This is a genomic window from Microseira wollei NIES-4236 (assembly GCF_020521235.1).
GTDB lineage: Bacteria > Cyanobacteriota > Cyanobacteriia > Cyanobacteriales > Aerosakkonemataceae > Microseira > Microseira wollei.
Genome location: NZ_BLAY01000052.1, coordinates 1 through 18,077, shown reverse-complemented (window position 1 = coordinate 18,077; position 18,077 = coordinate 1). Strand labels below are relative to the sequence as shown.

The window sequence follows — 18,077 nt, the reverse complement described above, 5'->3', positions numbered from 1 at the left end:
CAAACTAAGCCATAAGGCTTTCCTTCACTCGAAAAGCAATCCTCTGTAACATTTTAAACTCTGGAGAAATGGGAGGATAAAAAGATGTGCGGACGATTTAGCTTTACTCAGTTAGCGCAAGCGATCGCTGAATCATTCAACCTCACCTCAGTTCCTGAACTCTCGCCGCGTTACAACATTTCCCCAACCCAGCCAGTAGCCACAATATTGCAAAATTCTCAGGATAGCGCTCGCGAGTTTAAATTATTGTACTGGGGTTTAATTCCATCTTGGGCAAAAGACCGCAAAATGGGCGCTAAACTGATTAACGCCAGGGCAGAAACAGTCGAGGAAAAGCCAGCTTTTCGTTCGGCTTTTAAGAAACGGCGGTGTTTGATTTTAGCGGATGGTTTTTACGAATGGCAGCAGCAAAACGGCAAAAAGCAACCCTATTATTTCCGGGTGGAAGATGGTAAAATGTTTGCTTTTGCCGGACTGTGGGAACATTGGGAAAGTCCTGAAGGTGAGGGGATTGATTCTTGTACGATTATAACGACTGAAGCCAACGATATTTTACGTCCAATTCACGACAGAATGCCAGGGATTCTCGACCCAAAAAACTACGAACAATGGTTAGATACAAAGCAAAAACCTGAAGCGCTGAAAGCTTTGTTGCAACCTTATCGCTCGGATGTGATGACTGCCTATCCGGTAAGCGCAAAAGTGAATAATCCTAAAAATGATAGTAGGGATTGTATTGAGGCGATTTGAAGGGAAAGTAAATACTAACATTATGAGAAAAATACGCTTGTTCATTGCTTCTAGTCTCGATGGATACATCGCCAGGACATCAGGAGAAGTAGATTGGCTATTTACCGACGCTGACTACGGTTACGCTGAGTTTTTTGACTCGATTGACACCGTAGTCATGGGTGGTAAGACATATCGCCAAATTCAAGAATTTGGGGAATATCCATACAAAGGGAAGAAGGGTTTTGTTTTCTCCAAAACTATGCAAGGTAAAAATGACGACGTGGAATTTGTGGGGGAAGATATAAAAAACTTTACCAACAAGCTGCGCCAGCAGTCCGGTGGTGATATTTGGTTAGTTGGGGGAGCAGAGATTATTCATTATTTCATCAAAGCTGGTTTGCTGGATGAACTGATTCTTTCAATTCACCCAATTATTTTAGGGGATGGCATTCCATTGATTGTGAGAGATGCAAGTTTGGAGACAAAACTTGAGTTGAAAGAAGTTAAAAGATTTGACTCTGGACTGTTGCAAGTGTCTTACAATTTCACGAAGTACACAAAGATTATAGATGTAGGGTGCGTTAACCCAGTGTAACGCACCGCCACCACCATATATGGAGTTGCGGCGTAAGATGCGTACAGATGTTTTGTCGTAGGGGCACGGCACCGAAAGTCTTTTGGATAGTGGGAAATATTGTCTATGCCGTGCCCCTACGGCTGCGTATTTTATATTACAGCGGAGCAAGCGAGTGAAGGAAAGCCAAAAGGCTGAGTTTGTATAGCGGCAGCAAAAATGGCAGCCGCTATACAAACTCAGGTGTACCTCATGCGCCTGCAATCCGCTGTAAAATGTTTCCAGCATTGACGAGGGATTTAAAATTAAGTTAATGCAGGCAATATGACAAAGCTCTTACTAATCGAATCTCCCGGTAAATTAAAAAAGTTAGGCCAAATTCTCGGAACAGGTTGGATTGTCAAAGCTAGCATGGGTCATATTCGAGAGTTAGCTGACGATGGGGAAGATGCTTTAGGGTTTGATTTAGAGGGCGATCGCATTCACTGTCGCTACACTCCCAGAAGCGATCGCGCTCGTTCTATCCTCAAGGAACTGCGGCAAGTTGTCCAGCAAGTAACAGAAGTTTACATCGCCACCGACCCCGACCGGGAAGGGGAAACTATTGGTTGGCACTTAGCGCAAGAATTGCGATTAAACCAACCTTTTCGCATCACTTACAACGAGATTAGCAAACCTGCCGTCATGGCAGCGCTTGCCAATCCAAAAACCCTCGACCAAAATTTAATCGCTGCCGGACGTGCTAGAGATTGTTTAGATAAATTGGTCGGATATAAAGGCAGCAAGCATTTAGTATGGGCGCTGAATAATGGTGCAAAATCAATGGGAAGGGTGCAAAGTGCTACCCTGCATTTACTGTGCCAAAGAGAAACAGAAATTATTACGTTCGTCCCTCAAGATTACTGGTCGGTTTGGGTTGAATATGTAGAAGGATTTAAAGCTTTTTATCGGGCAAAAGGGAACGAAAAGAAAGATGAAACATCCTCAGAACCCGATGATGCAGCGACTAAAACCGATGTCTTACCGGAATCAGACTGGGTAACTTCCCAAGCGGAAGCAGATCGCTTGGTTGCGATCGCTAAATCGAATCCGCATCAAATCGTTCAAGTTGAAAAGAAGACGATAAACCAATCGCCACCTGCACCATTTACGACTTCTAGCTTGCAGCAAGCGGCGGGAGCAAAATTGCGCTTTGCCCCAGAATTTACGATGAAGGTCGCCCAATCTTTGTTCGAGGCGGGTTATATTACCTACATGCGAACCGACTCGGTAATGTTATCTGACCAATTTTGCGCTGCGGTGCGTCAGTATTTAGAGCAAAACGACCCAGATAACGTACCCGCTAAAGTAACCAGACATCGTTCTAAAGCTGGCGCACAGGAAGCGCACGAAGCGATTCGTCCGACGGATGTGTATCTCACACCAGAGCAACTTTCCTCGCGGGTGAATGGGGACGAAGCTAATCTTTATCAATTGATTTGGAATCGTACCGTCGCTTCCCAATGTCGTGCAGCACAAGTCGCGAAAACTAGAATTATTACCCAATCTGGAACGGCGTTTTGGGAAGCTAGGGGACAAGTTTTAATCTTTCCCGGTTATACCGTTTATTGGAACAATATCAGCGATGATAGCGAGTTACCAAACGTGCAGCAAGGACAGGTGGTAAATCTTAAACAAGCAGCATCCGAGAAGAAACAAACCCAGCCACCGCCTCGCTATACCGAACCTAAATTAGTGCAGTTGATGGAGCGTAAAGGCATCGGTAGACCTAGTACTTATTCTCCCACAATTAAGACTTTAAAAGATCGTCAATATGTGGAATTAGTTAAGGGTAAATTGCAACCGACTCAATTAGGGATGGAGTTGGATGCTTTTTTAGCGCAGGTTTTACCGGACTTAATTGCAGCGGAATTTACTGCCAAGATGGAGCAGGAATTAGATGCTATCGCACAAGGAAAACTCAACTGGGAGCGCTATCTAACCAGTTGGAACCGCGATTATTTTGCCCCAGCTTTAGCAAAAGCTGTGGGAGAAGTTGCCAAGGTAAAACGCAGCTTACCTAATCAAAATCGTGGAAAAGGTTCAGCACCATCTTCCCAAAAGCAAGCAGATATTCAATGTCCCAACTGCGGGTGTCAAATGACCAAAGTTTCCTCCAAGTCTCAAAAGCTAAAAGCCGACCATTTCCTCAGCTGCGATCGCCAGACAGGCGGTTGTGGAACGGTGATGTTTTTAAATGTTAAAAGTGGGAATTACGAACTACCATTATCCGAGGGGAAATCTGGATCTAGTCCTAAATCGCTTAGCGAGTATTCTTGCCCGGTTTGTCACAATCCTCTGGAACGTTACGAGTATAGTAAAGACGGTCAAGCAAAGGTGATGTTGCGATGTTGTAATCCCAAAACTAGACCGAGTAAGTGTAAAGATGTAGCATTCTTTAAAACGAAGCAAGGCAACTGGTGGTCGCCTAAATTTGGGGAGTTGAAACTACCTAAATGAACTGATGTCAGTCAAATCAATCGGGGGTAGTAGGGAACATGAGTAAGTTTTGTCGTCAGCTCAAAGGTTTTCTCTTGCCGTGCCCCTACCATGTTGTGTTACTCTTAGCGATCGCTATCCAAATACCGATCGATTAGGGTAATGAGTTGAGCGATTGCTTGGTGTTCTTCTAACAGCAATTCCTTCATCTGACGCATCTGTTCGGTATTAGGAGGGCGATGCACCAAATCGTCAACGAAGTCCAGCAAAGGAGATCTCAGGTTGCGCGAGAGAGCATTTTCGGTGTTAAGTATTTCCCAGCGCTGCTTGGTAACCTCAAATCTCTCCTTCATTAAGATGGCTTTTTCTTGCTGTTGCTTGGCTTTTGCGAGACGCCTTTCGGTGAGAAGTTTGAGTCTTTGACATTTTTCTTCTTCAGTCATCTTCCTGTTTGCGAATTTCTCTTAGTTGCCGTTTTAACTCGTTTATTTCCTCAGTCAATCTGCCAACTTGAGCTTCAAGAGAGTTAGTTTTGTCCTCTAGATCGTCGGTTCTGTTTTCCAGAATGTCAACAGATATATCCAAAGCTTCAACGAAACCCTCTAACGTATCCATCCGATCTGGTTGAGGCGTGTCGCCGTTGGGTTGGTTACCGTTGCTTCCATTGGTCATTGATTTTCCTCCTTGATGGGAGAAACAGGCGATCGCAAGTCTTGCAACTCATGTAGGTAAGCGATATGCACACCCCTAGCACTCGCGGAAAGCATCTGGTGTTACTCTTAGCGATCGCTATCCAAATACCGATCGATTAGGGTAATCAGTTGAGCTATGCTTTGCTGTTCTTGTAATAGCAGTTCCTTGAGTTGGCGCATCTGTTCGGTATTGGGAGGACGATGCACCAAATCGTCAACGAAATCCAGCAGGGGAGAGCGAAGGTTGCGCGAGAGAGCGAATTCGGTGTTAAGTTTCTCCCTACGCTCCTTAGAAGCTTTTGTCCTTTCTTCGGTTTTTGCAAGGCGCTGCGCGGTGCGCTCAGGTGATAGACATTTTTTTCCAGTCATCTTCATCTCCATAAGCTTGCTTTTCTAACTCTGTTACCCGCTGTTTCAGCTGGGCAATTTCATCTTCACTCGAATCAGCTCTGCTTTCCAAATTTTCGATCGATATATCTAAAGCTTCAACGAAACCCTCTAATGTATCTATCCGATCTGGTTGAGGCGTGTCGCCGTTGGGTTGGTTACCGTTGGTCATGGTATTTCCTCACTGGTTGATGGGAGAAACAGGCGTTTGCGTAGATTGCGTGCAAAGAAACCCGGTTTCTGCTGTAAATACCTTCGCCAAACCGAAAAATGGACTATTTTGTAGGTTGGGTTGAGGTACGAAACCCAACGCAAAATTTGGGTTGCGCTTCACCTAAAACCTCCGGGAGTTGGAGAGCAACCGAGTTTTAACCGGGGGATGAAATAAGACACGAGCGGTTTTAACCGCCGTGAAAATTCATGCCGCATAAGTATAACCGTCTTTTTTGTGAATTGACTTGCAATATTTGTGACTTATACCAGCCACTCGTCCTGACTTGGTTGCAATATCGAAACTGCCACTGGCTCGACACAAAACACGACCAACATAAGTGCCGATTTTCTTACCGTTGCTGACCACAGCTTTAACAATGTCGCCAGTTTGAAACCCTTTGTGAATTTGGATTCTAGACCGATGACGATAGGGGAAGCCGTATCTATCCGTGCCACAGATCTGGCGATTACCATGCCCTGTAGCTTTGATTAGTAGCGATCGTTGAGTTAAAACCGTTAACTGCTCAACTTTCCCAACACAAGCCGCATCAATATAGTGCTGCTTCGCTAACTCCAAGCGACATCGGTTATACTTGGTTCTTCCACCACTACCTGCCTCAACAGGCAAGCCAGTTTGTTTGAGCCTCTGAAACAATGCCCAGCGGGTTGAATTGACTGCTGCTGCATCTTTTAATGGACGCTTAGCTTGAGCCAAAATTTGCTTTAAAATCTCAGGCTTTTTCTGAAGAAATACCTCAATGCTTTGAGTGCCTTTCTTGATGTTGCAGGGTGAGCAAGCTAGGCATAGGTTGGTAATTCTGTTTGTTCCTCCCTTAGATTTGGGGTGAATATGCTCGACTTGTAGCGGTACATTTTCCTCACCACAATAAGCACATTTCCGCTCGCATTTAGCTAATAAATATTCACCTACTTCGTAGCCAAACAAGCAGCCTTGCTGGCTGGTACTCAACGCCTGCTATTTCTGGGTTTTCCATTTGCTGCAAATCAAATCGAACAAGTTCTTGAGATCTGCCTGTAATTGGGGCATAACGACGCAACCGATTAACCCAAGTCAAAATTGTTTCAACCCGATGTTGAAGACTGGGGGCTAACCAGCCTGACTTACGAGTACGGTTCAAAAATCGCGGTTGACGATAGCGAGTCTTGCGATTTCTCCTTCCTCTTCTTAACAAGCTTCGTGCCTCAAGAGCATTCTTAATCTGTTGTCCACGATGCGTAAGTTCTGCCCCCCAAACAACTTTTTCTCCTTGAAGTAAGGCTATCCCTGTGGTCTTTGAACCAGGGTCTAGTTTCAGTTGCATTGATTGGGGAGTATCATCAACAGTTTTATTCAAGATAATCGTGAACAGAAACATTCGAAACAATCAAGCTTTCCCTGATTTGAGTAAACCTCTGGCAACTCCTGGAGTACAGGGGTTGAGTGGTTTTCGGTTGGGATCTAGAACCAGAACAAAGTTAGACATTGTTGCGTCTCTCCTGATTTCTCGTAACGTTAGCTAATGCCTCCGGCACGCTGCGCGAACGCCAATGTTCAGAGTCGGTACTTTCCAAAACGCACTTCCTTAAACCCCTTAAAGATGTTTAACGTTTTGGTTCTAGGGCGTGGGTCTAGCTACGCAACCCAAGGTAGGAACTTAAACTCACAGCGAAGAACGTAGCCCAAGGGCTTAGGCTGGTCAGCTACCTGAAGTTAGGCGCCAGAAGCCCCCGTGCTTCAGCCGGGGGTGCTGACTCAAACCAATCTACAAAGAAATGGCGTGTTGTACTTGGAAACCGGGTTTCTGCCTAGACAGTGGGACCAGCAATCCTCCGGATCAAAATGCTCATCACTTCGCCTGGAGTAGGCGCAGGTAGCAGCCGACTCCATTGACCAACATCAGCAAAACGTAACACGTGCAGGGTGTGGATAGTCAAAGTGACCCCATAGCGAGATCCAATGACTAGAACCTTCACTTGTTCAAAGCTGCCGTTGCTATGACCAGGCAAACTGTCTGCAAAGGGTGTTGCAGTCAGAATTTCCAACGGAAGAAAGCATTTTAATTTGCCAATTTCTGCCATGATAAAATGAGCCTCCTAGTCCTGATAGGGGGAAGTCGTCGTATCGTTGGTCTGCTACACCAGCGATGCGGCGCACTATTTGGTTAATGCAAACTCTACCACAAGTCTGCGAAATAGGATAGACCTAGCGCGCAATCGTCCAATACGTGGTCGCAGTAGCTAAGTGTAAATCAGATGCGACAATGCAAGTATGCGCGTATGGAAGAGACAGTGGCTAAAAAGATTCCACAAGGAAGCACAGAGTTGAGCCTTTATATCAACAAAGAGCTAAAACGAAAATTCAAACTGGCCTGCACGGCTGAAGAAAAGCCGATGAGTGAGGTCGTCACCGCACTGATCGATCAGTGGCTGACGCAAAAAGAAACTGACTCAGCACGCCCGGTCAGCGAGGACTCACCAGGCGAGGTCAGCGAGCAGGTCAGCGAGAAGGATAATGGGGATAAAGGTGGCTAGAGCGCGTATAGCGCAGCGTCTAGCAGCGATGGGGAGCTTACGCTCTCCCATCCCCTAAAAAAACCGCCCCAATCCTGGGGCGGTTCGTGTTTTTCAGTCTTTGCACGGCTATAGTACCCAGTCCAGCGGACAAGTTGAGTTTTTAGGCGATCGCAAGCAAGTCTTAGCGGTAGTGTGGCGATTGCGTAAAAACTCAGTAAAAACACCGTTATATCTTTCGGTGTGAGTTAAGTATCTTAAACTTACATCTTGCACCACGGGAGGCTCTGCCTCCAGGATCTCGTTCCCAGGTTCAACCTGGGAACGAGATCCTGTGGGCTGCTGCCTCAAGGTGCAAGATGTGAGTTAAAAAAAGGGCACCAAGCAACCATATTTAGTATCACTGCGTCAGTCCTGCATTAGTTAAATGTTAGAAAAATAGGAAAAATTACCAATGGTACCACGCTTTCTGCAAAAGGCTGCTAAAAATATAGTCAAAGAGGCTATCAAAGAAATCCAAAAAACTTTACTCGATACCTTTAAAGACATCATCCTCGGACAAGGAACTCTAGACAGAAAGGAACTCGGTCAGCTTGTTGGTCAAATTGACAAGATGACTGGGGAAGAATTTGAAGAATTTCTGTCTATTTGTTTTAAAAGGCTCGGTTATGTTGTCAAAACAACCCCAAAGTCTAACGATTTTGGAGCCGACTTAATTTTAATCAATCAGGGTAATAAAACAGTAGTTCAGGCAAAAAGATATAAAAAGACAGTTGGCAGCGCAGCAGTTCAAGAAGTAGTAGGTGCAATTAAATACTATGGAGCTAACAACGCCATAGTCATTACTAATAGTAAATTTACTTCAAGTGCTTATGCTTTAGCCCGTCCAAATGGAGTGGAGCTTTGGGATAGAGAGAAATTAATTGATTTGATCCTTCGCGCTAAAACAATGAATCAACAATAAACTACGGCGATCGCTTTGCCCGTGTTTTTCCAGTCCTGTTGGTTGAGAGCGAGAAAAGCGATTGCCTACCTCAAACACCAGTCAATTTCCCCATTCCCGGAGAATAAGCGGGAATCGAATATCTTTTCGCAGTTTCTATAAATGCCACTACATCTTCTTCCTTTGTATTAAAAGCAGTCACTAAACGCACAATGGTCGAACCTTCTCCTTCCCAGCGATAAAATTGAAAACCCTCATCATACAATCCTTGAATTACTGCTTCTGGCAATTCCGCGAAAATTTCATTAGCTTGAACGGGATGAAGTAACTTTACTCCTGGTATAGAAGTTAATCCATCTGCTAATTTAGCAGCCATTTTGTTAGCATGAATAGCATTTTGCCGCCATAAATTATCTGTAATGTAAGCTTCTAACTGCGCCGATAAGAAACGCATTTTCGAGAATAAATGTCCGCCACGCTTGCGCCGGAAGTGAAATGTTTCGGCTAAATTGCGGTTAAAAAAGACCGCCGCTTCTGCTGCCATTGCGCCGTTTTTAGTGGCGCCAAAAGATAGGATATCCACACCGGCACGCCAAGTAATATCGGCAGGAGTACAACCCAAACTTACAACTGCATTGGCAAAGCGCGCGCCATCCATATGTAAGGTTAAATTGTGGGCGCGAGTTACTTCAGAAATGGCGCGAATTTCATCGGGAGTATAAACAGTTCCCGCCTCGGTTGCTTGGGTTAAACTAACAGCAGCAGGTTGGACGTGATGCACGACGCCAGCACCGGCTTTTTTTAGTTTTATATCCAAGTCGGCGGCAGTTATTTTGCCGCTTTCTCCGGGAAGGGAAACTAATTTTGCGCCACCTGTATAGAATTCGGGTGCGCCGCATTCATCGAGGTTGATATGGGAGTCGGCGTGACAGTATATTGCACCATAAGAAGGTGTGATGACGGAAAGTGCGATCGCATTCGCCGCCGATCCAGTTGCCACGGGAAAAACCGTTACCTCTGTCTCGAATAATTGGGAAAATTTAGTTTGCAGTCGTGCCGTATATTCGTCGTTTCCATAAGGCATCGCCGCGCCTGAGTTGGCGGCAATTAATGCTGCTATAATTTCCGGTGAGATGCCTGTGACGTTATCGCTACAGAAGTTCATATTTTGGTAATTGGTAATTGGTAATTGCTAATTGCTAATTGCTAATTGCTAATTGCTAATTGCTAATTGGTTTTCTATTAGCTATTAGCTATTAGCAAATTGGATGACTCCCCATCGTCCGTTAGTTAACCATTGGGGATCTTCGCGGTTGAGGGTTTCTATCTGCTCTAATTGTAACCCAGATGCTAATTCTGCTTTGAGGGTACGTAACGCTACCATTGGAGCGGGGAAGTAGGTTACGATATCTTCAAAGCGAGTGGTAAAAGGCCAGTGGCGATCGCCTAACAGTCGTCGATAGTTGGCATCCCCTTTAATCAAGATTAAATCCGACTCGGATAACTCTTGGCGCAAAGCATCGGGCATTTCCCAAAACGCGAGGGGTGATGTCCAGAATAGATCGTGACAGAGACGCAAGCGATCGCTTTCAATATACCATCGCCACCGCGACGCTAGCATCTGCACCTGAGTGTCGCTATCTTTCCCTAAGAATTCTATCGTTTGGTGAATATCTTTTATCATCGCATCGGATACAAAAGTCGGATGCGCTTTCAATTGTAGGTAAATTGTTTTAGCCGCATTCGTTGCTAGCAGGAAGTCTACGAGACACAAATCGCCAAATAGTTCAAAACCGGCATTATCAATGATAAAATCGATTCTGGCGTCTTTAAAACGGGAAATTTGATTGGCGATCGCATCAGTATTATCTGCCAAAACATAAGCTTTTTGCTGATGAATATCTATACTCGAGCGATCGCCTGATTCCGCAGGCCATAAGCTCAAATCAGCGCGATTGCCCCATAAAGAAATATACAACAAAGCAATCAAATTATCTGGATGGCTATCTTGCCCTGAATTAACCCATTTGTTGAGGAGGGGGCTTAATGCTTGGATAGACTTACTTGAAGTTAAAATTCCCAGGCGTTTTTGATTTTCAAACGGATCGAAACCCTGCCAGTCTCCGGGGATGAAATAATTTGTCGCTTCTAAAATCCGGCGGTAAAAATACGCCTCGGCAAAATACCAGGGAATATCCAACCAGTTGTTTCCCTGGTAAGGTTCTAAATAGTTATTCCACGCAGCAATATCCGGCGCTTCAATATCTTTTAGAAATCGCACTTTTCCGTAGGGCAATTCCTGAATCAGAGTTTGCAGGTTCTCAACAATAGAATTCTCCAAAAACTCTTGTGGGGTAGGCGTCTCGCCTGCCCTAGACTTGATGTTCTGGAGAGGTTTAATAGCAAGCGGAAATTTATTGTCATCGATTACCCTTTGGGCAATATCCGGTAAGCGATGAGCGACGGTATTGTAAGCGAAAGAACCGATCTCCGATCCCATTATCTGGGGAGGGAGAGGAAGTTTAGGAAAGCGAGATTGAGAGAGAGAATTTTCCTGTGCCATCATTCAATGCCTTTATCGGATTTCGCATCCGATGTGTAAAGGTTATAGCGGATTGCAGCCGCATGAGGTACACCGACAGCGGTGTGCGGGCACCCTTAATGCTGCCGCTACACAAAGGAAGCCTTTTGGCTGTACCTTACACGAAAAGCAATCTGCTGTATGAATCAAGATTACACCAATATCATCCAAAAAAACGTTCCTTAAAAGCTAACTCTGTAAGCGTGAAGGGCTTTATAGTCATTTTCAAACTGTTGTGATAGCAATTTCATCAATGTATTTCGCAGTGCCACAACAACGGGATTCTCTATTCGAGCAACTTTACCAATTAGTAATGATTGTTCGAAAATCTTTTTGGTGCGAATCAGGCGCAGGGATTCATACTGACGGAAAGCTGTTGCGGCATCTGACTGTTCGAGCAAACATTTGGTGACGACAAGGGCATCTTCAATTGCCATGCAAGCACCTTGTCCCATTGTTGGCAGAGTTGGGTGTGCGGCATCACCGAGCAATGTAATGTTTGAAAAGCTCCATTTTTGCAGCGGTACGCGGTCATAGAGATCGGTTTTGATAATATTGGCTTCATCAGTTGCAGCAATCATTTCCGGAATAGGTGAAGGCCAATTTTGAAACATTTCTTGAAGCTCTCGCTTACGACCAATGGGTGCGTCGGGTTGTGCTTCTGATGCTTTAGATGCGACATACCAATACATTCGCCCTTTGCCAATTGTGACAAATCCGAAGGCTTTTCCTGCACCCAGAAATTCACAGATGTATCCACGTTTGTAGGTGTCAGGTATGTAATTTGTTATTCCTCGATATGATGTCATGCCGCGATAAATTGGTTTCGCTTCACCAAACAGTTGCGCTCGCACGCGCGAGCGCAACCCATCAGCTCCAATCAACCCATCTCCTTCGTCTGCTAAACCAGCAGAGAAATGGGCAATAACTTTGTTTCCGACTTGCTCGAACCGCTCAAACACCTGACCTAAAACACACCGATCCAACGGGAGTTTTTGCCAAAGCAACGCCTGCAAATCAGCACGATGGATAGCTACCGCTGGCACTTCAAAACCATCGACGCGGAGGTCGATCAATTGTTTGCCCCTATGGGAAAAGAACTGATAGTTCGTAATCGGATCGCTGGCGCGTAACACATCTTCTAAAACACCTAACTCTTGCAAAACACGAGTGGCATTCGCCCAAAGCGCGACTCCAGCACCGACTTCTCTCAAAGTTTCGCTGCGCTCGTAAACAATCGGTTTAAATCCAACGCGATGAAGTGCTAGTGCAGTTGCAGCGCCACCAATTCCACCACCAATCGCCAGAATTTTCTTCCCCGTTTCCATCGTGTATACACTTGTGTTGAAAGGTTATATTTGCTAATGGCTAATGGCTAATGGCTAATGGCTAATTGCTAATTGCTAATGGCTGTTAGCAAAAATATTATATTAACGCAAGTTGCTAGTTATAAGTTGTGAGATTGGTAATAGGTAATAGGTAATTGGTAATTGGTAATTGGTGGTGGAATCGTGACAATTATAGCGGATTGCTTTCTTAGTGAGGTACACCTTCGTTTGTGTAGCGGCACCCTTAAGGGTGCCGCTACACAAACGAAGCGAAAACGCTGTACCTCACAAGGGCTGCAAGCCGCTGTACCGATTACCCTCGTGACCACGGCAGAGCCTAGTAGTCAGAAACCCGGTTTCTTTGGCTCGATGTAACTAGCAACTTGAGTTATTAGCAATTAGCAATTAGCAATTAGCCATTAGCAACTTTAGTTATATTCTGGCGCGAATTGCGGGATATCTGAAGAGATTTTGAAATGCAGCTTGTCGCTCTGCAACTGGTTCTGGCGCACGCTCCCAAAGGCTTTCATAATAAAAGAAGGTGACGCCCAAACCGCGTTCTTGAGCAGCTTGTACTTGGGACTGAATTTGTTGCATGGAAACGGGACGATTTCGCAATCCTGCCATAATACCAATTCCGGTTGGAATCCTTTGTTGGCTTTCTTGAATTTCTGGGAAGTCAATCTTTGCAGTAAACGAGTTCAGTTCGTGACGATAAACTTGCACAATTAGCTCGTCTACGATATTCATTCTTACCCAGGTGAGCCAGTCTTGCAAGTGCAACTTATAAGCAAAGTCGTAATAGTTGGGGGAAACCGAGAAAATGGCTTTGGGTTTTTGTGCTTTTACCGCTTGGTTGAGTTGTAACATAAACGCGGTGATTTTATCGGATCGCCATTGCATCCATGCTGGATCGTCGGGATCGGTTGGCGGATTGTTATTGGTTTCCCGTGCGTACAATGCAACCGTGTACCGATCGTAGCCAAATTCGCGGGGCAAACTCATGTGATCGTCAAATTGAATCCCATCCACATCGTATTTAGTGACGACTTCCAACACGAGATCGGTAATAAATTTCTGCACTTCGGGATGGAAAGGATTGAGCCAACTAACCTCTCCCGCCGCGCTAATTGATGTTTGGCTACCATCTTGCTTTTGCGTCAGCCAATCTGGATGATTTAATGCCAATTCCGAAGTTGGAGGTGCCATGAAACCAAACTCAAACCAGGGAATTACCAGTAAGTTTTGGCGATGGGATTGGACAATTAAGTCAGCTAAAATATCGTGTCCATCTGAACCTTTGTAAACAAAGGGTTGGATACCTTTCCTTTGTGCGACGGGACTGGGATACATGACATAGCCAGAATTCCACACCACAGGATAGAGGGTGTTGAAATTCAGCCGTCGCAGTTGACTGGTAGCATCCTGGACTTTGGCACGATCTTTGAGAATGTCCAGATCGTTGCTGGTAATCCAAACTCCGCGAATTTCCTGGCGGGGTATTTCCGGAGTCGGTAGCTGGGCGCGCGCTGGGGCGAAGTTGTTCGCCAGTAATACCGTCAAGAACGATATCAGTGCCAGGATAGGAAAAAAACGTTTAAGCGATCGCTGCATCGAATGATGGTTTAATTCTACGCAAAATCCTTAACAGATTTTAATATAACCGCCGCCCATGAATTTTTCTATCCTCGTAGCGAGGTTGATTACCGCAGTCCAGACAAGCTTCCATCAGTAGGATGAGAGGTTTACGACAAAAAACGCATTTCCTTTCGCCAGATTGGTCATCAGTATCCACAGGTAATTCTCGACACTTCAAACATCCCCAAAATCCATCTACGCTCATTACGGCAAAACGGCTGCATTTCTCGCAGTGTTTGACTTCCCACATGACATTTTTCATTTAACCACCAGCCGGAACTATGACGCAGCACCGGGTAGAGCCAGCGAATTATAGCGGTTTGCAGCCTTAGATGGTATACCTTCGTTTGTGTAGCGGCAGCATTAATGCTGCCGCTACACAAACGAAGCCAAAGTGGCTGTACTTCATTCGCTGGCAATCCGCTGTGTTACTTTTTCTCTCGGACACCACAAGAGTGCTGTTTTAAAAGCATATCACCAATTGCACCTCATCTATCCAAAGATATACTTTTTAGCCATGTCTTCTTCAACGTTGAAGCTACGCCAAAGCCAGTGCCATATTAGGAAGAGATAAATTTTTCTGGCGGATATTATCTTATGTCGGAATGGCTGGTTGTTTGGGGCGTGGCGCAAGCAGCGGGGTTGGTATTTAAACCAATCTTAGAAGACTTGGCTAAGGAATCGGCGAAGGATTATGCGAAGGATTTCTTTAAAGACTGCCTGAAAAAGGTGATTCACCTGCCGGAAAAAGACCCCCTCAAGGAAGCTTATGGTAAGGCGTTAACTCAATTTTTGCTATTGGTACAGCAGGAATTAGAACGGGCTGATTATGATGAAATTCTGATTAAACAGTACGTTAAACCGTTGCAGGATTTTGTCAATCAAGAAAAAATTGCGGCGACTTTGGGGAGTGCTTTTAATAGCGATTCTCAGGGACTCGATATTCAAATTATGGCGCGAACTTGGCGCGAGATGAATTTGCCTTTTTTGCCGGAGGAGTTTGATTGGGGACAGATTAGCAAGCGCTATCTCAAACGAGTAAAAAATATTATTAAAGATGCCGATAAACTGCAAGCTATTTTTGCGGCGCAGGCGCAGGAAGCTGCTGCGGAACAGTTGAAAGAAATGGCTGGGATTCCGATTGAATTTGATTTGAGGCGGTATCGGGAAGCGCTGCGGGAACAGTATGGTAATCTGCGGTTGGAATCGATGGATGCCATTGCATACGCTTACAACGAGTTAAAGCTGTGGAACGTCTTCGTGCCGCAAAATGCGCGGGAGTGCCAGGAATTTTTACCCCAGGTTTATGAGATTCCCAAAGAACTGTTGCGGGAATTGCGATCGCAAAACCAATTAGATGCAGAAATTGCCGAATTCGAGGTGGAACGCTACCGCAAAGCCTACGTAGAACAGCCAATTCGCTCGGTGTTTGAAATTGTAGGCGATCCGGGTTCTCCAGAGCCGCAAAGTCGCGTATTGTCTCAGTATACGGTTATTTTAGGCGATCCGGGGGCGGGAAAATCAACGCTGCTGCAATATATTGCTTTGAAATGGGCAGAAAGACCGTTGAAGGATTTGCCTGTTTACCCAATTCCCCTGTTAATTGAATTACGCACTTATGCCCGCAATCGCCATAGCGGGAAATGCAATGGCATTCTGGAATTTTTACATGCTGGCGATATTTTGGAGCGATTGAACCAACATCAATTGGAAGAATGGTTAAAACGGGGACATGCAATTGCGATGTTTGATGGGTTGGATGAAGTATTCGATCCGGCACTGCGGGAAGTCGTCGTTACCGATATTCACAGCTTTACTAATAAGTATCCGAAAGTGCAGGCGATATGCCTCCGGCACGCTACGCGAACGCCACATCTCGCTGGCTGGGTTACAAAGCGCAACGCCTGCGAGATGCAGGGTTTCGCCACTTCATGCTGCAAGATTTGACCCCAGAACAAATAGAAGACTTTATCCAGCGCTGGCACGATCAAACCTTCCCAGAAGGAGAAGATAAAATCAGAAAACGGCAGCGACTGCGAACGGGAATTACCAATTCCAAAGCGATTCGGGAACTAGCAGGAAACCCCTTGCTGCTGACGATGATGGCAATTCTCAACCGCAGTCAGGAACTTCCTAGAGACCGCGCTACCCTCTACGAAAAGGCATCGGGGTTATTATTGCACCAGTGGGATGTGGAAGCCAAGGTTTTAGAAGACCCCGAATTAAAAAAATTTCCCGTGGTCATCGATTTGAAAGACAAACAGGCAATGTTGCGCCAAGTTGCCTACCAGATGCAAGGGAAAGAAAAGGGTTTGGCTGGGAATTTGATTGGCGAAACGCAGTTAGAAGATATCCTGACCAACTATTTGAAAACAATTAAAGAGGTGCCGCAAGCAAGAGATATCGCCCGCTTGACGATCAAGCAATTGCGAATCCGCAATTTTATTTTGTGCTATCTGGGTGCGAATAGTTATGCTTTTGTCCATCGCACGTTTCTGGAATATTTCTGTGCCTGGGAGTTTGTCTGGCAGTTTAAAGAGACGCAAACGCTGGCGCTGGAGGGGCTAATTAATGATGTTTTTGGTAAGCACTGGCAAGATGAATCTTGGCATGAAGTGTTGTTGCTGATTTGCGGGATGATTGATGCCAAGTTCGTTGGGGAAATTATTGAGTATCTGTTGGAGCAGAAAATTGATCGGCGTGATTTTCTGGATTGGAATGGACTACTGAAAAAGGAAGGGATTAGCAACCTTTTACTGGCAGCGAATTGTTTGGCAGAAGTGAGGAATAGAAGCGCGATCGCTCCTGTTGCAACTCGACTGCTACAAGTGTTGAAAAAAGAAGTTGAAGCGGAATATCCGTACAGGTTTAATGAAGAAGCGGCTACTGCAATTTTGATGGCGATCGCCATTAACTGGAAAGATGATCCAGAAACCCTGCCCTGGCTAAAATCCTGTATGCAATTTGATTCCGAGTCTTATGTACCACATTCAGCCGTGCGGGCGATCGCGCGGAACTGGAAAGATGACCCGGATACCTTAATTCTGCTTAAAGACCGGGTGCAAAACGATGCGAATGGTCTTGTGCGCTGTGCGGCGGTGCAAGGACTCGCCCGTGGTTGGAAAGATGATCCGGATACCTTGATTCTGCTTAAAGACCGGGCGCAAAACGATGTGTATTGGATTGTGCGCGTTTTCGCGGTCGCAGAACTCGCCAGTGGTTGGAAAGATGACCCGGATACCTTGATTCTGCTTAAAGACCGGGCGCAAAACGATGCGAAATACGCTGTACGCAATACAGCGGTGCAAGGACTCGCCCGTGGTTGGAAAGATGACCCGGATACCTTGATTCTGCTTAAAGACCGGGCGCAAAACGATGTGGATTGGATTGTGCGCGGTGCGGCGGTGGAAGCACTTGCCCGTAGTTGGAAAGATGACCCGGATACCTTGATTCTGCTGAAAGACTGGGCGGAAAACCATGCGGATCATTGGGTGCGCCATGTGGCGGTGGAAGAACTCGCCCGTGGTTGGAAAGATACGCCTGGGATGTTTGAGTTGTTGTGCGATCGCGCCCTAAACGATCCTTTTACAAGCGATGATGAGCGTCTAACCAATCCCCGGAAAACCGCTCTGGAGGCAATTGTCAGATACTATCACGACCATCCCCAAACCTTAGACTTGTTACGCGATCGCGCAGACAACGATCCAGATGAGCAGGTGAGGAAATTCGCCAAGAATCTATTAGAAAGGAGGAAACGAGCGGAATAGGTGGGTGTTATATCGTTTCCAATTGCATCTATTTGATCAACATCGATCGTAGGGGCACGGCGGCAGAAAACCTTCGAGTTTAGCGCAAAGTCTATTGATGCCGTGCCCCTACCAGGATCGTTGATATCATATCGTTTCCAATTGCATCTTTTCGAGCAACATTGATTGTAGGGAACAGCAAAAAAGCTTCTCGTTCAGCGCCAAGGTTATTGATGTTCCCTACCAGGATCGTT

The 18,077-nt window shown here is 45.6% G+C and carries 19 protein-coding genes and 1 pseudogene; 8 read left to right on the top strand and 12 right to left on the bottom strand.

The window, feature by feature from the left end:
- Positions 1–84 precede the first annotated feature (84 nt).
- The 3 genes from MiSe_RS18200 (at position 85) to topA (ending at position 3,805) form a co-directional block, all read left to right on the top strand.
- Entirely contained in the window at positions 85–750 is a 666-nt protein-coding gene (locus MiSe_RS18200; protein WP_226583083.1) for an SOS response-associated peptidase, read from the top strand.
- A gap of 22 nt (positions 751–772) precedes the next feature.
- Positions 773–1,327, top strand: coding sequence for a dihydrofolate reductase family protein (locus MiSe_RS18195; RefSeq protein ID WP_226583080.1), 555 nt, complete (start codon positions 773–775; stop codon positions 1,325–1,327).
- Positions 1,328–1,630: 303 nt separating this feature from the next.
- Positions 1,631–3,805 carry a type I DNA topoisomerase gene (gene topA, locus MiSe_RS18190; RefSeq protein WP_226583078.1) on the top strand — a complete coding sequence of 725 codons (2,175 nt, stop codon included), beginning with the start codon at positions 1,631–1,633 and terminating at the stop codon, positions 3,803–3,805.
- A 104-nt stretch (positions 3,806–3,909) separates the two neighbouring features.
- Here topA and MiSe_RS18185 read toward each other — a convergent pair whose 3' ends face one another.
- From MiSe_RS18185 to MiSe_RS18160, 6 genes and pseudogenes are all read right to left on the bottom strand, one after another.
- Positions 3,910–4,227: a hypothetical protein gene (locus MiSe_RS18185; protein ID WP_226583076.1), complete on the bottom strand. Its 318-nt coding sequence runs from the start codon at positions 4,225–4,227 to the stop codon at positions 3,910–3,912.
- The gene (locus tag MiSe_RS18180; protein WP_226583073.1) at positions 4,220–4,456 is read right to left on the bottom strand and encodes a hypothetical protein; all 237 of its coding nucleotides are present in this window, start codon (positions 4,454–4,456) and stop codon (positions 4,220–4,222) included. Before MiSe_RS18180 ends, MiSe_RS18185 begins: the two co-directional genes overlap by 8 nt.
- A gap of 107 nt (positions 4,457–4,563) precedes the next feature.
- Positions 4,564–4,845 carry a hypothetical protein gene (locus tag MiSe_RS18175; RefSeq protein ID WP_226583070.1) on the bottom strand — a complete coding sequence of 94 codons (282 nt, stop codon included), beginning with the start codon at positions 4,843–4,845 and terminating at the stop codon, positions 4,564–4,566.
- Positions 4,817–5,035: a hypothetical protein gene (locus MiSe_RS18170; protein ID WP_226583067.1), complete on the bottom strand. Its 219-nt coding sequence runs from the start codon at positions 5,033–5,035 to the stop codon at positions 4,817–4,819. Before MiSe_RS18170 ends, MiSe_RS18175 begins: the two co-directional genes overlap by 29 nt.
- Before the next feature lie 246 nt (positions 5,036–5,281).
- Positions 5,282–6,560: pseudogene (gene iscB / locus MiSe_RS18165) on the bottom strand (RNA-guided endonuclease IscB).
- A gap of 322 nt (positions 6,561–6,882) precedes the next feature.
- On the bottom strand, positions 6,883–7,155 hold the full coding sequence (locus tag MiSe_RS18160) for a peptide ABC transporter substrate-binding protein (RefSeq protein WP_226583054.1): 273 nt from the start codon (positions 7,153–7,155) through the stop codon (positions 6,883–6,885).
- Positions 7,156–7,329: 174 nt separating this feature from the next.
- Between MiSe_RS18160 and MiSe_RS18155 the strand changes: the two genes are divergently transcribed.
- Complete coding sequence (locus MiSe_RS18155; RefSeq protein WP_226583051.1) at positions 7,330–7,608, top strand: plasmid partition protein ParG; 279 nt, start codon at positions 7,330–7,332, stop codon at positions 7,606–7,608.
- Positions 7,609–7,716: 108 nt separating this feature from the next.
- Here the strand turns inward: MiSe_RS18155 and MiSe_RS18150 are convergent, their stop codons facing one another.
- Positions 7,717–7,938, bottom strand: a complete 222-nt coding sequence (locus MiSe_RS18150; protein WP_226583048.1) for a hypothetical protein — start codon at positions 7,936–7,938, stop codon at positions 7,717–7,719.
- A gap of 103 nt (positions 7,939–8,041) precedes the next feature.
- Between MiSe_RS18150 and MiSe_RS18145 the strand changes: the two genes are divergently transcribed.
- A complete protein-coding gene (locus MiSe_RS18145; protein WP_226583045.1) occupies positions 8,042–8,551 on the top strand; it encodes a restriction endonuclease in 510 nt (169 codons plus the stop codon).
- 70 nt (positions 8,552–8,621) lie between these two features.
- On the opposite strand, the gene MiSe_RS18140 is transcribed toward MiSe_RS18145, so the two are convergent.
- From MiSe_RS18140 to MiSe_RS18130, 3 genes are all read right to left on the bottom strand, one after another.
- Positions 8,622–9,695, bottom strand: coding sequence for a threonine aldolase family protein (locus MiSe_RS18140; protein WP_226583035.1), 1,074 nt, complete (start codon positions 9,693–9,695; stop codon positions 8,622–8,624).
- A gap of 84 nt (positions 9,696–9,779) precedes the next feature.
- On the bottom strand, positions 9,780–11,096 hold the full coding sequence (locus MiSe_RS18135) for a damage-control phosphatase ARMT1 family protein (protein WP_226583032.1): 1,317 nt from the start codon (positions 11,094–11,096) through the stop codon (positions 9,780–9,782).
- A 197-nt stretch (positions 11,097–11,293) separates the two neighbouring features.
- Positions 11,294–12,439: an FAD-dependent monooxygenase gene (locus tag MiSe_RS18130; protein ID WP_226583029.1), complete on the bottom strand. Its 1,146-nt coding sequence runs from the start codon at positions 12,437–12,439 to the stop codon at positions 11,294–11,296.
- A 183-nt stretch (positions 12,440–12,622) separates the two neighbouring features.
- Here MiSe_RS18130 and MiSe_RS18125 point away from each other — a divergent pair, with 183 nt between their 5' ends.
- Complete coding sequence (locus tag MiSe_RS18125) at positions 12,623–12,814, top strand: hypothetical protein (protein ID WP_226583026.1); 192 nt, start codon at positions 12,623–12,625, stop codon at positions 12,812–12,814.
- A 57-nt stretch (positions 12,815–12,871) separates the two neighbouring features.
- Here MiSe_RS18125 and MiSe_RS18120 read toward each other — a convergent pair whose 3' ends face one another.
- Positions 12,872–14,053 (bottom strand): glycoside hydrolase family 10-like protein, encoded by a 1,182-nt coding sequence (locus tag MiSe_RS18120; RefSeq protein ID WP_226583023.1) that lies wholly within the window; start codon positions 14,051–14,053, stop codon positions 12,872–12,874.
- 40 nt (positions 14,054–14,093) lie between these two features.
- Positions 14,094–14,339, bottom strand: coding sequence for a hypothetical protein (locus tag MiSe_RS18115; RefSeq protein WP_226583021.1), 246 nt, complete (start codon positions 14,337–14,339; stop codon positions 14,094–14,096).
- A gap of 335 nt (positions 14,340–14,674) precedes the next feature.
- On the opposite strand from MiSe_RS18115, the gene MiSe_RS18110 reads away from it, so the two are divergent.
- Positions 14,675–16,024 carry an NACHT domain-containing protein gene (locus tag MiSe_RS18110; RefSeq protein ID WP_226583018.1) on the top strand — a complete coding sequence of 450 codons (1,350 nt, stop codon included), beginning with the start codon at positions 14,675–14,677 and terminating at the stop codon, positions 16,022–16,024.
- Entirely contained in the window at positions 15,922–17,844 is a 1,923-nt protein-coding gene (locus MiSe_RS18105) for an NACHT domain-containing protein (RefSeq protein ID WP_226583015.1), read from the top strand. Before MiSe_RS18110 ends, MiSe_RS18105 begins: the two co-directional genes overlap by 103 nt.
- Positions 17,845–18,077 lie beyond the last annotated feature (233 nt).

Excerpts from the sequence above, each read along its gene's own strand:
- MiSe_RS18155 (WP_226583051.1), top strand. The coding sequence starts at position 7,330 with ATGCGACAATGCAAGTATGCGCGTATGGAAGAGACAGTGGCTAAAAAG.
- MiSe_RS18115 (WP_226583021.1), bottom strand. The coding sequence starts at position 14,339 with ATGAAAAATGTCATGTGGGAAGTCAAACACTGCGAGAAATGCAGCCGT.
- MiSe_RS18180 (WP_226583073.1), bottom strand. The coding sequence starts at position 4,456 with ATGACCAATGGAAGCAACGGTAACCAACCCAACGGCGACACGCCTCAA.
- MiSe_RS18135 (WP_226583032.1), bottom strand. The coding sequence starts at position 11,096 with ATGATGGCACAGGAAAATTCTCTCTCTCAATCTCGCTTTCCTAAACTT.
- topA (WP_226583078.1), top strand. The coding sequence starts at position 1,631 with ATGACAAAGCTCTTACTAATCGAATCTCCCGGTAAATTAAAAAAGTTA.
- MiSe_RS18175 (WP_226583070.1), bottom strand. The coding sequence starts at position 4,845 with ATGACTGGAAAAAAATGTCTATCACCTGAGCGCACCGCGCAGCGCCTT.
- MiSe_RS18120 (WP_226583023.1), bottom strand. The coding sequence starts at position 14,053 with ATGCAGCGATCGCTTAAACGTTTTTTTCCTATCCTGGCACTGATATCG.
- MiSe_RS18105 (WP_226583015.1), top strand. The coding sequence starts at position 15,922 with ATGCCTCCGGCACGCTACGCGAACGCCACATCTCGCTGGCTGGGTTAC.
- MiSe_RS18130 (WP_226583029.1), bottom strand. The coding sequence starts at position 12,439 with ATGGAAACGGGGAAGAAAATTCTGGCGATTGGTGGTGGAATTGGTGGC.
- MiSe_RS18185 (WP_226583076.1), bottom strand. The coding sequence starts at position 4,227 with ATGACTGAAGAAGAAAAATGTCAAAGACTCAAACTTCTCACCGAAAGG.
- MiSe_RS18110 (WP_226583018.1), top strand. The coding sequence starts at position 14,675 with ATGTCGGAATGGCTGGTTGTTTGGGGCGTGGCGCAAGCAGCGGGGTTG.
- MiSe_RS18195 (WP_226583080.1), top strand. The coding sequence starts at position 773 with ATGAGAAAAATACGCTTGTTCATTGCTTCTAGTCTCGATGGATACATC.
- MiSe_RS18145 (WP_226583045.1), top strand. The coding sequence starts at position 8,042 with ATGGTACCACGCTTTCTGCAAAAGGCTGCTAAAAATATAGTCAAAGAG.
- MiSe_RS18200 (WP_226583083.1), top strand. The coding sequence starts at position 85 with ATGTGCGGACGATTTAGCTTTACTCAGTTAGCGCAAGCGATCGCTGAA.
- MiSe_RS18170 (WP_226583067.1), bottom strand. The coding sequence starts at position 5,035 with ATGACCAACGGTAACCAACCCAACGGCGACACGCCTCAACCAGATCGG.
- MiSe_RS18160 (WP_226583054.1), bottom strand. The coding sequence starts at position 7,155 with ATGGCAGAAATTGGCAAATTAAAATGCTTTCTTCCGTTGGAAATTCTG.
- MiSe_RS18140 (WP_226583035.1), bottom strand. The coding sequence starts at position 9,695 with ATGAACTTCTGTAGCGATAACGTCACAGGCATCTCACCGGAAATTATA.